Annotated in this window: 13 protein-coding genes; 9 read left to right on the top strand and 4 right to left on the bottom strand. The window is 44.3% G+C overall.

Features of this window, described 5'->3' with window-relative positions; translation table 11 throughout:
- Nucleotides 1-109 precede the first annotated feature (109 nt).
- From gltS to ACIGBM_RS01425, 4 genes are all read right to left on the bottom strand, one after another.
- The gene (gene gltS / locus ACIGBM_RS01440; RefSeq protein ID WP_102078318.1) at nt 110-1,384 is read right to left on the bottom strand and encodes a sodium/glutamate symporter; all 1,275 of its coding nucleotides are present in this window, start codon (nt 1,382-1,384) and stop codon (nt 110-112) included.
- A 159-nt stretch (nt 1,385-1,543) separates the two neighbouring features.
- Nucleotides 1,544-1,957 carry a barstar family protein gene (locus ACIGBM_RS01435; RefSeq protein WP_397476518.1) on the bottom strand — a complete coding sequence of 138 codons (414 nt, stop codon included), beginning with the start codon at nt 1,955-1,957 and terminating at the stop codon, nt 1,544-1,546.
- A gap of 1 nt (nt 1,958) precedes the next feature.
- On the bottom strand, nt 1,959-2,711 hold the full coding sequence (locus ACIGBM_RS01430) for a ribonuclease domain-containing protein (protein WP_397476517.1): 753 nt from the start codon (nt 2,709-2,711) through the stop codon (nt 1,959-1,961).
- Between the two features lie 121 nt (nt 2,712-2,832).
- Nucleotides 2,833-4,134 carry a glutamate-5-semialdehyde dehydrogenase gene (locus tag ACIGBM_RS01425; RefSeq protein WP_397476516.1) on the bottom strand — a complete coding sequence of 434 codons (1,302 nt, stop codon included), beginning with the start codon at nt 4,132-4,134 and terminating at the stop codon, nt 2,833-2,835.
- Nucleotides 4,135-4,565: 431 nt separating this feature from the next.
- Here ACIGBM_RS01425 and ACIGBM_RS01420 point away from each other — a divergent pair, with 431 nt between their 5' ends.
- The 9 genes from ACIGBM_RS01420 to ACIGBM_RS01380 all read left to right on the top strand — a co-directional run bounded on the left by ACIGBM_RS01420 (nt 4,566) and on the right by ACIGBM_RS01380 (nt 14,498).
- Nucleotides 4,566-4,871, top strand: a complete 306-nt coding sequence (locus tag ACIGBM_RS01420; RefSeq protein WP_397476515.1) for a hypothetical protein — start codon at nt 4,566-4,568, stop codon at nt 4,869-4,871.
- Between the two features lie 348 nt (nt 4,872-5,219).
- Complete coding sequence (locus ACIGBM_RS01415; RefSeq protein WP_057758311.1) at nt 5,220-6,017, top strand: ABC transporter ATP-binding protein; 798 nt, start codon at nt 5,220-5,222, stop codon at nt 6,015-6,017.
- 342 nt (nt 6,018-6,359) lie between these two features.
- Complete coding sequence (locus ACIGBM_RS01410) at nt 6,360-7,160, top strand: transporter substrate-binding domain-containing protein (protein ID WP_238069235.1); 801 nt, start codon at nt 6,360-6,362, stop codon at nt 7,158-7,160.
- Nucleotides 7,161-7,312: 152 nt separating this feature from the next.
- Nucleotides 7,313-8,209 carry a transporter substrate-binding domain-containing protein gene (locus ACIGBM_RS01405; RefSeq protein ID WP_101205565.1) on the top strand — a complete coding sequence of 299 codons (897 nt, stop codon included), beginning with the start codon at nt 7,313-7,315 and terminating at the stop codon, nt 8,207-8,209.
- Nucleotides 8,210-8,281: 72 nt separating this feature from the next.
- Nucleotides 8,282-9,229: an ABC transporter substrate-binding protein gene (locus tag ACIGBM_RS01400; RefSeq protein ID WP_394124465.1), complete on the top strand. Its 948-nt coding sequence runs from the start codon at nt 8,282-8,284 to the stop codon at nt 9,227-9,229.
- A 436-nt stretch (nt 9,230-9,665) separates the two neighbouring features.
- Entirely contained in the window at nt 9,666-10,400 is a 735-nt protein-coding gene (locus ACIGBM_RS01395; RefSeq protein ID WP_057758316.1) for an ABC transporter permease, read from the top strand.
- A 12-nt stretch (nt 10,401-10,412) separates the two neighbouring features.
- Nucleotides 10,413-11,138: an ABC transporter permease gene (locus ACIGBM_RS01390; protein WP_101205569.1), complete on the top strand. Its 726-nt coding sequence runs from the start codon at nt 10,413-10,415 to the stop codon at nt 11,136-11,138.
- A 216-nt stretch (nt 11,139-11,354) separates the two neighbouring features.
- On the top strand, nt 11,355-11,984 hold the full coding sequence (locus tag ACIGBM_RS01385) for a fumarylacetoacetate hydrolase family protein (RefSeq protein ID WP_397476773.1): 630 nt from the start codon (nt 11,355-11,357) through the stop codon (nt 11,982-11,984).
- Nucleotides 11,985-12,281: 297 nt separating this feature from the next.
- Nucleotides 12,282-14,498 carry a PhoX family protein gene (locus ACIGBM_RS01380; protein WP_397476514.1) on the top strand — a complete coding sequence of 739 codons (2,217 nt, stop codon included), beginning with the start codon at nt 12,282-12,284 and terminating at the stop codon, nt 14,496-14,498.
- Nucleotides 14,499-14,589: the final 91 nt, after the last annotated feature.

Here is a 14,589-nt window from a genome sequence, read left to right as displayed (position 1 = left end):
TATTATAACTTGATAATTAAAAAAGCCCGCCAAGATGAGTCTTGGCGGGCTTTTCGATGGCTAGTATTTGTTAGATAGCTATTAAGATTTGATCTGTACCAGCATCAGCCTACATAAACGGCAGCTTCGTAAATATCTGCAATATCGTGGCATTGACGATATCAACAAAGAACGCACCTACCATTGGCACAATCAAGAATGCTTTAGGTGAAGGCAGATAGCGATCAGTGACTGCCTGCATATTTGCAATTGCAGTCGGTGTTGCACCCATACCAAAACCACAATGCCCCGCTGATAATACAGCTGCGTCGTAGTCTTTACCCATAATTTTAAAGGTAATGAGGTAAACATAGATAATCATAATGATGGTCTGTACAACCAATATAATTAGTACAGGGCCTGCCAAGTCGGTCAATTGCCAAAGTTTTAAAGACAACAATGCCATCGCTAAAAATAGACTTAAAGACGCATTACCAAGTACATCAATCGAGCGGTCAAACATATCAAAGTTGAAGACCATCGTCAGCACATTGCGAATGATGACGCCGCCTGCCAGTGCCCATACGAACGTCGGCAACTCAAACCATGTACCTTCAGCAACGATGGCCATTACATCGGCAAAAGCCAAAGCACCTGCGAACAGCGCCAAGGTTTCGATAGTAGAGGACGCCGTGATAAAGCGCATGCTATCAGGTCTTTCAAAGATATCTTTATTACTACCTGCAGACTCCTCATCGTGTTTGGTGCTATATAACGACTGTGCACCAGCAACTTTTTCGATATCGCTAGGATCAGGGTTGGCTGGCGTTGGTTTTAGGCCAAGTCGATTAATCAAGCGACGGGCAACAGGACCGCCAACAATACCACCCGCGACCAAACCATAAGTAGCAACCGCGATACCCAATGTAGTCGCACCGACCACACCGTAGTCTTGTTCTAGCGTGATTCCCCAAGCGCCTGCTGTACCATGACCACCCGTTAGAGCGATAGAACCTGTCACTAGACCGAGCAAAGGATCAAGTCCCAATGCACTTGCCATGGCCACACCAACGACGTCCTGCAATACAATAAACACTGAAACAACGATAGTAAAAATCAATAATGGTGTGCCGCCTGCTTTTAGCCTACTAAAATCAGCGCTCAGACCGATGGAGGCAAAGAACATCAACATGGTGGCGGTCTGTAATCCCTGATGAAAGTTGAAACTATATCCCCAAACCATATTGAGAGCATAGACAACAATCGCCGCGACCAAACCACCAGCAACCGGTTCTGGAATATTAAAGTCCTCTAAAAACTTGACTCTCCGCACCAAAAACCGCCCAAGTAGCAGCACTAAGGTGGCCAATATCAGGGTGTAATAACCGTTTAAGGTAATCTCCATAGGTTAATCCTTTCTATAAAATAAATTAACCTGAATTCGGGATAAATATGGCTTTATCTCGAATTCAGGTTTCTATGATGACGAATAATTATCGGTGACTATCGGCGGTCAAGCTTGCAATACATAGGCTTTTAACGACTAATTTTCTAACGTATAAGCTTAATCCTCAGATGGCACAATTATCCACAATTGTGGTTTGCCAAATTCTCTAAAGGCATCCTCAATGATGCTTTTAAAGACATTGAAGTCCTCAGTATTTATCCTTTTGACGTCTGTTAAATCAAGCCTTAAATGAACTGCCTCACTGTCTGTTAGACAATCCCATGCACTGTCCCAGTTGTGTGAAAAATAACTAGGAAAGTCACAGGCCTTGGCCAAACTCGCCAATAACTCAGTTTTCTCGAGCGTGTCACCGACGGCTATAGTAACAGCCTGCGCAGGAATGCTAGTACCCAGTGCTGTACCGTTTTGGTTAATGTGGTCTTGATTAACATGGCTTTGATTAACGTAGTGGATTACTTGGTTCATACTGTCTCGATTCATATCGGCTTGTTTCATATCAGCTCGTTTCATATTAAGGCACCTGTAGTCTTTGAAAGCTATCATAATGGTCGACAGTCAAGTAATAGACGGTAGGTGGGTTACCACCTGTGACGATACGCCGTGCGCCGCGATGAGAGACACCAGGGGTGGGCACGGTATATTCGCGGTAGTAGCCTTGTGACTGGACGGGTAGTCTGCCTTCACGGTTATAAAAGGTCGTACCATCTCTATTTGGATAAGGAAACGGGCCGCCTTGCTGAATAAGCGCAATCGTATTATCGACCTGTGCATCACCTGTTATACCAGCACGGGCGACTTGGCTTGTATTATTATTTACGTCCTGCGATACCGTTGTCGACTCGATGCTATCAGCAAACAATGTCGAATTTAAATCGCCAAAAAAATAGAAAGCGACGGCGATTATAGCGATAAGGCTAAATAGCGTAGAGCCTAAGCTTCTTTTATTGGGCTTGCTATTGTGACTGCTACGATTTGAGTTACGAGTGCGTTGATTGCTATTTCTATTAGCATTAGTAGGGGTATAGCTTGGAATATCTGATGCAGTATCTTGGTCAAGGCTCAATGAAGACGAGGTCACTTCAGTGGCTCTCAATTGGTTTTTGTCGTTACGGGCACTGTTAAAGTAGACACTTTGACCAACCGTTATAGGCTTCGCCAGTCTTGCTTTGCTAATATGAAAGAACACATCTTCACTTTGATTATCTACATCGATAAAGCCGTAGCCTTTATCTTCATTCCAGTGCTTAATCTTGCCACTTTGCATGGTCGTACCGCTCCCTATAATTTAAATGCCTTAACTAAAATACTTATGATTCAAACGAAGAAACGCCAGCATAATTGCTGACGTTTTTGATTACTCGTTTTGATAGTGAATGCTGGTATGATTAAGCACGGGTTTCGCCATGCCCATAAACGATCCATTTTTGTGAAGTCAGACCTTCAAGACCGACAGGACCACGCGCATGGATTTTGTCCGTTGAGATACCAATCTCAGCACCGAGACCGTATTCGAAACCATCAGCAAAACGGCTAGAAGCGTTAATCATAACGCTGGCCGAGTCCACTTCACGGATGAAGCGCTGCGACTTGGTATAGTTATCAGTGATGATGACATCGGTATGATGGCTGCCGTGCGTATTGATATGTTCAATCGCTTCGTCAATACCTGAGACCACTTTTACCGCTAGGATAGGAGCTAAATATTCAGTATCCCAATCCTCAGAAGTGGCAGCTGATAGATGACCTTCAAGCTTAGCACTCTCATTTAGAATAGCTTGTGATTTGTCATCAAGGCGTAGTTGCATTGCGTTATCAGCAGCGACGATGGCCTCTGCTATTTTAGGCAATAGCTCATCTGCGACTGTTTCATCGACCAGTAGCGTCTCCATCGTATTACAAGTGCCGTAGCGATGTGTTTTGGCATTGACACTGACTTTGATCGCAATCTCAGGATCCGCATCACTATCGATAAAGGTATGGCAATTACCATCTAAATGCTTAATTACAGGTACTTTTGCATCGTTACTGATACGCGCAATCAGACCTTTACCGCCACGTGGCACGATGACATCGACATATTCAGTCATGGTGATCAGCTCACCAACGGCTGCACGATCGGTCGTCTGTAGCACTTGCACGCTATGTTCTGATAGATCAGTATGGCTAAGACCTTTGATGATGCATTTGGCAATGGCTTGGTTAGACTCAAAGGCTTCAGAACCACCGCGTAAAATAATGGCATTGCCTGATTTGAGCGCCAGTGAGGCAGCCTCCAATGTTACGTTAGGACGCGACTCATAAATCATACCGACTACGCCAAGTGGTACTCGCATTTTTCCTAAATGAATACCTGATGGCTGATAGGTCATGTCAGTAACTTCACCGATTGGGTCAGGAAGGCCAGCGACATCTTTAAGACCTTGTAGCATACCGTTAAATCGTGCCTCGTTCAGCTCCAAGCGATCGAGGAGTGCGCTATCAAGATTGTTTTTTTGACCGTTGTCCATATCGATTTTATTGGCTGCCAAGATGTCTTGTTTGGCATTGACCAGCTCATCATGAATGGCCAAGAGTGCTGAGTTTTTATCGCCAGTGTTGGCAGCAGCCAGTGCGCGAGAAGCGGCCCTTGCTTGCTCGCCGACAGACTGCATATAGGTCGTAATATCCGTAGTATTCGATTGACTCATAAATTATTTTCCTTATGTGATACAGGTTTTTTATAACTAAAAGCGCCCAATTTTACATAGGTAAAAGTACCTAAAAAGGCGAAAAATGTCGCAAAAAAAGAAGTTTTGAATGCCTACTTAGGTAGCGGTAGGTCATTATGCTATTTAACATAGAGCAGATTGGGACGATAGTAAAGATGATTTTGTGAACAGAATCCACTTTACAGCGCTCTTGTAAGGGCTTATTCAAAGTAATATTGTTCATGCTAAGCGGTGTTTATTTAGAATAACCGCGTTATCAGTACTACACTATATCTTTACGTGTTTTTAACAGAATTGCGCTGTAAATACTAAGGTAGCTGCGAGATATCCTCAGTATAGTAAGCATTAAAACAGCAAGGCTATCAGTAGATAGTACTTAATCTTATTATAATGAGTGATGGAGAACGAACATGGCTACGAAAAATACAACTTATAAAAATTGGTTAACGGTTGGCTTGGTAGCAGGTGCTCTGGCATTAGGCGCTTGTAGTAAAAAAGACGATACACCAATGGAGACTGAAGCTGATACTACTGTAGACGCTCAAACCTCTGTAGAAGAAAGTGCAACAGCGAGCGACAATGACGATGTTGCCGTTGCTAGTGCCAATGATGAGGGTATGGACGTTACCAATAACGATGATGTGGCAGTGGCGACAGCAGAAGATGCAGATATGATGGATGGTACTGAAGACTCAGAGCATGTATCGACGTACTAATCGCATGCTATAGAATGCACTAGCGCCATATTAAATGTACTAAGCACATACTATAAATAGGCAGTTATCAGATAACACAACGTCTCGTATTCTAAAGTGATAAAATAAAGCCCAGAGCGATAAATGCAGTCTGGGCTTTTTTGTATTCGTGTTTTGCTAAAAACTGATTAACCCGTTGGTTAAATACAATATTTGCCTTTTTACTGCGTAATAAGAGACAATATGGCATTTTTCTCTTTGCCTCATCAGGCATATTACGATAATGCATCTAGATGCTTGTACTATATATAGATATAGCTCTTATTTTATTCGTGTTTTCACTCATATTTATTGGAAGTCTGCTGAACCATGCTTGATACTGCAAAAAACCCGACTCGGCCTATCGCCCTAGACTTACAAGACATCCATAAAAGCTACGGCTCATTAGAGGTATTGAAAGGGGTATCCCTGACTGCCTATGATGGCGATGTTATCTCTATTTTGGGCTCATCTGGCTCAGGTAAGTCGACGTTGCTGCGTTGTATTAATCTTCTAGAAAACCCAAATCATGGTCGTATCTTGATCGGTAATGAAGAGCTGATGCTAAAACCTGCCAAATCAGGTGAGCTACAAGCAGCAGACGTGAAGCAGCTAGAAAGCTTGCGCGCTCGTGTAGGATTTGTCTTTCAGAACTTCAACCTATGGCCGCATAAGACAATTCTACAAAACATCATCGAAGGGCCAACGCAGGTCTTAAAGATTAAAAAAGACCAAGCGATTAGCGATGCAGAAAAGCTGCTCGATAAAGTAGGCCTGCTCGACAAAAAAGATGCTTATCCAGCCAACTTATCTGGTGGTCAGCGTCAGCGTGTCGCTATTGCCCGTGCGCTTGCTATGCAGCCACAAGTTCTATTATTTGACGAACCAACCTCTGCGCTAGATCCTGAACTGGTCAACGAAGTGCTTGCAGTAATGCGCGAGCTAGCAGAAGAGGGACGTACGATGCTTATCGTTACTCACGAAATGCGCTTTGCCCGTGAAGTATCAAGCAAAGTCGTCTTTTTACATCAAGGTGTGGTTGAAGAAATTGGCACACCTGAGCAAGTCTTTGATAACCCTACCTCTGAGCGCGTCAAAGACTTTATGGCATCACATCGTCCTACTTAGTTATTAGTTTTTTGCCTAGTACCATGTCTAATATCATGTCCAATACAGATGGTGGCAACGCTCTTGCCACCATTCGTCCTGCCAAATGTAACATCACTGTAACGTAACCATTGTTGACTGTTTATTGCCCAATGATAACTATGAGTATGCAAAACGTTTGTTTTTGATATTTTACTAAGGTATTATCAAAAGGTTTATAGGCCGTCACGTCTCGTGGCTGTCTGCTATTCTGCTATCTATATTGCTTGTCTGGCAGGGACGTCAGAGAACAAAATATCAGAACCCTAAGTCAGAAAATCCTGTCAAAAACTTATGTAAAACCCATCAGAATTTAAGGAACGTATGATGTCGAATTCTCGCCTATTGTGGTCATCGATGACCGTTACTGCTGCATTGATGTTGAGCGCTTGTAGCCAACCTGCCGATGAAACTACCGATACCAACGCTGACGCCCCTGCAGCAGAAACCACTGGTAAAACCATTCGTATCGCCACCGAAGGCGCTTACCCTCCATTCAACTACACCAACGCCGACGGTAGCTTGGCAGGTTTTGATATCGATGTTGCCAACGCCTTGTGTGATCAAATGCAAGCCAAGTGTGAAATCGTTGCACAGGATTGGGACGGTATTATCCCTGGTTTATTGGCACAAAAATATGATGCTGTGATTGCAGGTATGTCTATCACCGCTGAGCGTCAAGAAAAAGTTGATTTCAGCGAGCCGTACTTTGCCAATACGATGGTATGGCTAACCAATACGGATGGTAGTTTTGATCCTATGACGATTAAAGATGCAACGCTTGGTGGTCAACGTTCTACTACGCCAGGTGCTTATCTACAGGATAACTACGAAGGCAAAGAAGGCAACACCGTTCAGTTGTATGACAACTATGACAATGCCTATCTAGATCTAAAATCTGGTCGTAGCGATGCGGTATTGGCTGAAAAAGTTTCTGCCAAATCATGGTTAGCAGAAAACGCAGCGGGCTTCGGTATCGTTGGTGATGAAATTGATAACGATGACAATATTGCCATTGCTGTACGTAAAGGTGACTCACTCAAAGCTGACTTTGACAAAGCATTGAGCGAAATCCGTAGTAACGGTGAGCTTGCACGTCTTGAGCAGATGAACTTTGGTCAATAATGACTCACTGGGGATTTATGCTTTAAACAATTAACGTTTGATGCAAGTAATGCTTAAAACTGGGCATGTTTCAAATAAACGGTGTTTATAAGCATAAATCAGCAAGCAGTGATTGACGATACAGCTGGTAAATATATTAAGGGATAAAACTTATGACAATTTCAATGACATCATCAATGAGCAAAAAAGCATTGTGGCTAGCACCACTTAGCGCAGCAATGCTAATGCTGGCAGGTTGTAACAATAGCTCAGCACCAGCAGAAAATGCTGAAGCTGATACCGCTACTGAAGCGCCTTTAAATATCAAAATCGCGACAGAATCAAGCTACAAGCCTTTTAGTTATACCGATGCAGATGGCAAGCTGATTGGTTACGAGATTGAGCTGGTTGACGCACTATGTGCGCAAATGAAAGCTGAGTGTGAAGTCATCTCTCAAGATTGGGATGGTTTGATTCCAGGGCTTAACGCACAGAAGTTTGATGCAGCTATCGCAGGTATGTCTATCACGCCTGAGCGTAAAGAAGTGGTTGATTTCAGTGACCCTTACTTCCATAGCGGTATCATCTTGATCGGTAAAAAAGGTGATGACTTAAGCGTAGAATCGCTAACAGGTCTACCAATTGCCTCACAGCGCTCAACTGTTGCCTCGCAATACCTACAAGACGAGCATGCAGATGCTGATATCAAACTATACGATACGCAAGACAATGCTTATCTAGATCTAACCTCAGGCCGTGTGCGCGGTATGATGTCTGATAAAGTAACGGGTATTGACTGGTTAAAAACAGACGCAGGCAAAGGCTACGAAGTCAAAGGTGAAGAAATCAGCACCAATGATGATGCAATGGGTATTGCTTTCCGTAAAGGCGATCCGTTAGTTGCTAAGTTCAATGCAGCATTGGCTGAGCTAAAAGACAACGGTACCTATGATCAAATCACGGGTAGCTATTTTGGTACTAGCTCAACGGCTGCAGCACAAAAAGCGGTGGCAACAACTGATAGTGTCGAAGAAGTAATGGTCGCTGAAGAAGAAGCGCCAGCTAACTAATACGATATCTAGCAGTTTGACTGCTGTTGTTTGAAGACGTGTTGTTTACTCAAGAAAAAACCAAGGATGATCATGAGCAACCATTGTGCCCCAATCTGTACCACGACTGGCAAATCTAATATTAATATAGCCAGTCGTTTGTCTATGTCACTGCTTGCGCTAGCGACGGCCTTTACCGTTGCTGGCTGTAGCAATAGCCAGGAGAGTACAGCTGATACCAATCCAGAGGCTACCGAAGCAACGGCAGCCTCTACAGGTGATGTATTACGCATCGGTACAGAAGGGGCCTATGCACCTTTTAACTATACCAATGCCGATGGGACACTGGGTGGTTTTGATGTTGAGATAGCAAATGCACTCTGTGTGGATATGCAGGTTACTTGTGAAATTGTGGCGCAGGACTGGGACGGTATTATCCCTGGTCTAAAAGCGGGTAAATACGATGCAATCGTAGCCGCGATGTCCGTTACTCCAGAGCGTTCGCAGCAAGTGAGCTTTACCGATCCGTACTTTAGCAATGCCTTGGTTTTTTTGGCCAAAAAAGACAGCAGCTTTGACCCTAGTAACAAAAGCGATATTGACTCGCATTCTATTGCTGCACAGCGTTCAACCATTTCATCTCAGTGGCTAGAAGACACGTATCCAAAAGCCGATATGAAGCTTTATGATACGTTGAGCAATGCGTTTTTGGATCTCGGTTCAAACCGTGTCGATGCGATGATTTCTGATAAGCTGCCTGCTATAGAATGGCTGAGCTCAAATGCTGGTAGCAAATATGCGCTAAAAGGTGATGAGATCGATATTAATGATAACTTTGCAATAGCAGTACGCCCAGGCGATCCGCTACAAGCAAAGATCAATCAGTCTCTTGCTAATATAAAAGCTAATGGTACTTACGATAAAATCAATCAAAAGTATTTTGCGGTACCAGCATCTGTAACGAGCACAGTTGATGAAGACGCAAATACAGGCATAGGTGCAGACATTAGCGAGCAACCAACGACAGAAAGCACTAGTTAATAGCTAACAGTAGTCAAAGATAGCAGTCAAAAAATATTGTTTTGATCAATAAAAGGATATCGCCATCATGGTGATGTCCTTTTTTGTTTGTCGTTATAGCAACGAATATACATAATAGCCGCCTATCAATTTTACTCAAATTTAGTCGGCTGATTTTATGTCTCTAGAGGCAAGTGTCTGTTTAAGTACGGTTTAGGCACAGCTTTTACGCGTCAGTATTAACATCACGGCGAGTGAATATGATAAAATCAGCGCTCATTTCTACTGTGTCAATTATCGCAGCGTTAATCGTATTCTTCTGACGTCATTTTTTGACGCCGACCATCCCTATTGATTTGGTATAAAATACGGTGTTTCGCCGCGTTCAGCTATTGATGCTGATTCTTTTAACTCATATTTTGCAAATTGCTAATATAAAGAGACTGAGTGGATAATCGTGTTTGACTTACAAGGATTTGGCGCGCTTTTATTGAGCGGCGCTACCGTCACCATACAGCTAGCTGTGACCAGTTTAATCATTGGTCTGGCTCTAGGCTTGCTCGGTGCAACCGCAAAGATGTCCAATATCTGGTTGCTGCGTAAACTTGCGACTGTCTATACTGCGACAATGCGCGGTATTCCTGAGCTGCTATTGGTGCTCTTTATTTATTATGGCGGCTCTATCTTATTGATGAGCATCCTCAAAAAGTTCGGCTATAACGACTATGTCGAGATTAGCGCTTTTTGGGGTGGTGTCATGGCACTGTCTATTGCTTTTGGTGCGTATGCGACTGAGATTTTTCGCATGTCCATTCAAGAGATTCCAGTAGGGCAGCGAGAGGCTGCGCAAGCAATTGGTATGCGTCCTTTTCAGACCTTTTATCGCATCACTTTGCCGCAAGTGTGGCAGATTGCTTTACCAGGTTTGGGTAATTTGTTTCTGGTACTGCTCAAAGATACCGCATTGGTATCGGTCGTGGGTCTCAAGGACATCATGTATCAGTCATCGCGTGCGGCACAGTCTACACAGCAGCCGTTTACCTTTTATATGGCAGCAGCGATTATTTATTTGGGTCTGACCATGTTGATTACTGGCTTTATGATGTGGCTTGAGTGGCGCGCCAATCCTGCGGCACGCTATGCCAAAAAGATAAGCCGTCAATCCACTCACAGTCAATCGACCATAGGGTAGAGGAGAGTTACTATGGATTGGAATTGGCAGGTCATTTTTGACCATATCCCTGATTTACTAGGCGGCGCGGTATTGACCGTACAGCTGGTCTTGTTTTCAGGTGTGATTGGATTGCTGTTTGGTTTGGTTTTGGCGTTATTACGACTGTCTAAGAATTGGGTGGTACAGATACTACCATTTCTGTATATCTTCTTTTTCCGTGGTACGCCGCTGTTAGTACAGATATTCCTGATTTATTACGGTTTGGGTCAGTTCGAGGCCGTACGCGAGTCGTTCTTATGGGAACCAGTACTTAGCCAAGCATATTGGTGTGCCATCATAGCCTTTACTCTCAATACCAGTGCTTATCTAGCTGAGATTATACGCGGTGCGATTCAGACGATTCCGATTGGAGAGCTTGAAGCTGCTGATGCACTTGGTATGTCAAAATGGCAAAAGCTAACACGCGTTACGCTACCGCGCGCATTTGGTATTGTGATTCCAGCATACAGTAACGAAGTTATCTTTATGCTAAAAGGTAGTGCGCTCGCTTCGACTATTGCATTGATGGATATCACAGGTGTTGCACGTACGATTAGTGCACGTACTTATACCTTGATGGAGTTATTCTTTGCCGCTGGTATCGTCTATCTACTGCTGTCGTGGGTTATCTTGTTTAGCTTTAGAATGTTTGAAAAACGTATGAACCGTCATGCCAGTTATGTACCACCAGATGTGGTGACCAATACGATTCCATAGTTAGCAGTTAGCAGTTAGCAGTTAGCAGTTAGCAGTTAGCAGTTAGCAACTAAAAATCGTCAAAGTCACTGTAGACAATATAGTATGGACTGCTGATAAAATAGCCATCATTTACAGGGAGAGTTTAGTATGAGCCAATCGCCACACGAGTCATTAGCGAACACCATTGCAGCCGGTGTCAATGCCGAGCAGGGCGCTATCAGTCATAATGAAAGATTGCGTACTTCTATTGGTAAAGTCGTCTGTGTTGGTCGTAACTATGCGGCACATGCTGCAGAGTTGGGCAATGAAGTACCAACTACGCCGATACTATTTATGAAACCTGCGTCTTCAGTGGTTTCTATCCGTGGTGATGTGGTTCGCCCAAGTCCAGAGCTGTTTGGCGAGACTCACTACGAGGCCGAGCTATGTATTCAGCTATCAGCTGATTTATCTATGGCGACGATTGAGCAAGCTCAGCAAGCGATTGGTGGCGTGACATTGGGGCTGGATTTGACCTTGCGTGATTTGCAAAGCAAGCTAAAAGAAAAAGGTCATCCGTGGGAGCGTGCTAAGTGTTTTGACGGAGCCTGTGTGCTTGCTGATTGGCTCGACCCACAAGCGTTTGGCAATCTGCAAAGTGTACAGTATCAGCTATCTATCAATGATAAATTAATGCAAGATGGCGATAGTGCCTTAATGCTATTTCCTGTCTATGAATTGCTGGTCAATATCAGTCACGCCTTTAGCTTGCAAGCAGGTGATGTGATTATGACTGGTACGCCAAGCGGTGTTGGTGTGTTGCAAGCAGGCGATCAGTTGAAGCTAAAACTGGGTGCTCATGAGTGGGTATCACAAGTGCGGTAAGCTTGATTGCAATAACAAACACATATTAAAAACCCCGAGCAATTGCTTGGGGTTTTTGCTTTTAAGCCTTTATATTTATTTTTTAAATTTGCTAACTGCCAAACAATGCTACCTATCTAATTATTCTATTTTTCAAGAATCATCAGTACAGTCGATTGTCATCAGTTTGTCACCTATTGTTCAGCGTGCTGTCATAAAGGTTGAGTAGACTTAAGCGGAATTCGTATTTTTGTGGTCGTAATTATAAAGCCGCGATCAACTCTCTGCCAATCTAGCCTAATAGCAAGGTGACTGATAATGACATTATTGAACAATGAGCGAACGCTTGCCCACGAAGTGGTTGAAGACTCAAATCCTACTAATAATACTGACTTTCAGACGATTATCAATCGTCGATTGAACCGCCGTAGTATCCTAAAAGGTGGCACAGGGTTGACGGCTGCTGCGTTTTTTGGCGCATTACCTTTGGTCGGTTGTAGTGAAGACGACGATAACAGTATTGTTGGTAATGACGATAATGCCGCTATCCCTGCACAAGGTGATTTAAAGCGTCCTGATACCTTAAAGTTTGAGGCAGTCGCGCATTCAACAGCGGATACGATGACCGTAGCAGCAGGCTACAAGGCAGAGATGATATTACCGCTTGGTACACCGCTGAACTCTGGTATCGAGGACTGGAAAGACAATCGCGAGCAATCAGCAGAGTCGTTTGAATGGCGTATGGGTGACAACCATGATGGGATGTGGTTCTTTGGCAAAAACGGTAACGCTTACGATGCTAAAGCATCAGAAAACAGCTTGCTAGTCATGAACCACGAATACGTCAATAGCAGTGAGCTTAGCCCATTTGGCTATTACGTCACTCAAGATAACGATGCTGCGCCTATCTTTCAAAACCGCCGTCTCGCAAGCGACGTCCGCCGCGAAGTCAACTGTCATGGCGTCTCAGTGGTTGAGTTAACTCGCCGTGCAGATGGTATGGGTTATGAGATGGTACCTGATTCTAAATACAATCGCCGCATTACCAGTAGTACAACAGCACAATTGGCTGGCCCTGTGGCAGGTTCTGCTCTGGTCAAGACCAAGTTTGATCCGACAGGCTATCAGACTCGCGGTATCAATAACAATTGCGGCGCAGGTCTGTCACCTTGGGGTACTTATCTGACTACTGAAGAGAACTTCTTGGGTGTGTTTGCCCGTGGACAAGATGCCAGCCAATTGAGCGCTAGTGATAACTATGCGCGCGAGCGCTACGGTGCGGTGGAGGACTTCCCAGGTTGGGAGTATTTATGGCATACCCCAGAGGCAAAGGATGCCAAGATAGCAGACGAATTCTCACGCTGGGATATGACCGCAGTCGGTGCTAGTGCTGCTGAAGATTATCGCTACGGCTTTAACACTTTCGGTTATATTACTGAAATTGACCCGTTTGACCAAAACTCTATACCGCAGAAACGCACTGCACTGGGTCGATTCGCTCATGAAAACTGCGCGTATGCTCCTGTCGAGCAAGGCAAACCAGTGGTGTTCTATATGGGTGATGACGCCCGAGGTGAGTACATTTATAAGTTTGTCTCCAAAGCGATGTGGTCAAACTCGGATATTGGCGGTGGACTAAAAGCAGGTGACAAATATCTGAATGAAGGCACGCTATACGTGGCGGTATTTAACGAAGATGGTAGCGGTGAGTGGAAAGCTCTCGTCCACGGTCAAAACGGACTGGATGCTTTTAATAGCGTATTGCCATTCAATGGACAAGATGAAGTATTGGTCTTTGCCCGTGCAGCTGCCGATGCTGCTGGTGCTACCAAGATGGATCGACCTGAATGGGTATCGGTCAGTCCTATGACGGGCGATGTCTATGTGACATTGACCAATAATAAATATCGCGGCGTACGTGACGACCAGCCTGTCTCAGCTTCCAATCCGCGTAGCTATCAATCAAACGGAAAAGCGCTTGGTAATGACAATGGTCACATTATTCGCTGGGCAGAAGCAGGCGGCGACCATGCTGCAACGAGCTTTGAGTGGGACATTTATCTGTTTGGTGCGCCAAGTGATTTATCAGCAGAAAACCTCTCTCAATTAAATGACAATAATGACTTTTCTTCACCTGATGGGCTATATTTTGACCCGCGCGGTGTCTTATGGATTCAGACAGATGACGGCGCTTACACCGATACCAGTAGCTGTATGTTGCTCGCGGCACTACCGGGTAAGGTCAGTGATGGATCGATGACGACCACATCGGCAGGGCAGTCGACCCGAGTCGGTACATCTGCCAGCAATGACAATATCAAACGATTCTTTGTCGGTCCTGAAGGATGCGAAGTAACAGGTATCACCATGGCGCCAGATTTCAAAACGCTGTTTATCAACATCCAACATCCGGGCAACACATGGGGCGCTGTCGCTGGCGGTAGTATTCCTCGCTCAGCGACTGTGATGATTACTCGCGAGGATGGCGATGTCATTCTGGCAGAATCATTTGATACGGCTGACAGTACAACATAGATGGATAAGCTGTAAGCGTATATTAGACACAACCAGAGTACTCATAACCATAAGAATCCCAAGTTAAGGCTTGGGATTTTTTATTATTATA

This window comes from Psychrobacter sp. NPDC077938 (genome assembly GCF_044542635.1).
GTDB lineage: Bacteria > Pseudomonadota > Gammaproteobacteria > Pseudomonadales > Moraxellaceae > Psychrobacter.
The sequence above is the reverse complement of the archived record's forward strand: the minus strand, read 5'-3'. Positions and strand labels throughout refer to the sequence as shown.

Bases quoted from the DNA above. Each gene is read 5' to 3' on its own strand.
- gltS (WP_102078318.1), bottom strand. From the start codon at position 1,384: ATGGAGATTACCTTAAACGGTTATTACACCCTGATATTGGCCACCTTA.
- ACIGBM_RS01435 (WP_397476518.1), bottom strand. From the start codon at position 1,957: ATGAAACGAGCTGATATGAAACAAGCCGATATGAATCGAGACAGTATG.
- ACIGBM_RS01430 (WP_397476517.1), bottom strand. From the start codon at position 2,711: ATGCAAAGTGGCAAGATTAAGCACTGGAATGAAGATAAAGGCTACGGC.
- ACIGBM_RS01425 (WP_397476516.1), bottom strand. From the start codon at position 4,134: ATGAGTCAATCGAATACTACGGATATTACGACCTATATGCAGTCTGTC.
- ACIGBM_RS01420 (WP_397476515.1), top strand. From the start codon at position 4,566: ATGGCTACGAAAAATACAACTTATAAAAATTGGTTAACGGTTGGCTTG.
- ACIGBM_RS01415 (WP_057758311.1), top strand. From the start codon at position 5,220: ATGCTTGATACTGCAAAAAACCCGACTCGGCCTATCGCCCTAGACTTA.
- ACIGBM_RS01410 (WP_238069235.1), top strand. From the start codon at position 6,360: ATGATGTCGAATTCTCGCCTATTGTGGTCATCGATGACCGTTACTGCT.
- ACIGBM_RS01405 (WP_101205565.1), top strand. From the start codon at position 7,313: ATGACAATTTCAATGACATCATCAATGAGCAAAAAAGCATTGTGGCTA.
- ACIGBM_RS01400 (WP_394124465.1), top strand. From the start codon at position 8,282: ATGAGCAACCATTGTGCCCCAATCTGTACCACGACTGGCAAATCTAAT.
- ACIGBM_RS01390 (WP_101205569.1), top strand. From the start codon at position 10,413: ATGGATTGGAATTGGCAGGTCATTTTTGACCATATCCCTGATTTACTA.
- ACIGBM_RS01380 (WP_397476514.1), top strand. From the start codon at position 12,282: ATGACATTATTGAACAATGAGCGAACGCTTGCCCACGAAGTGGTTGAA.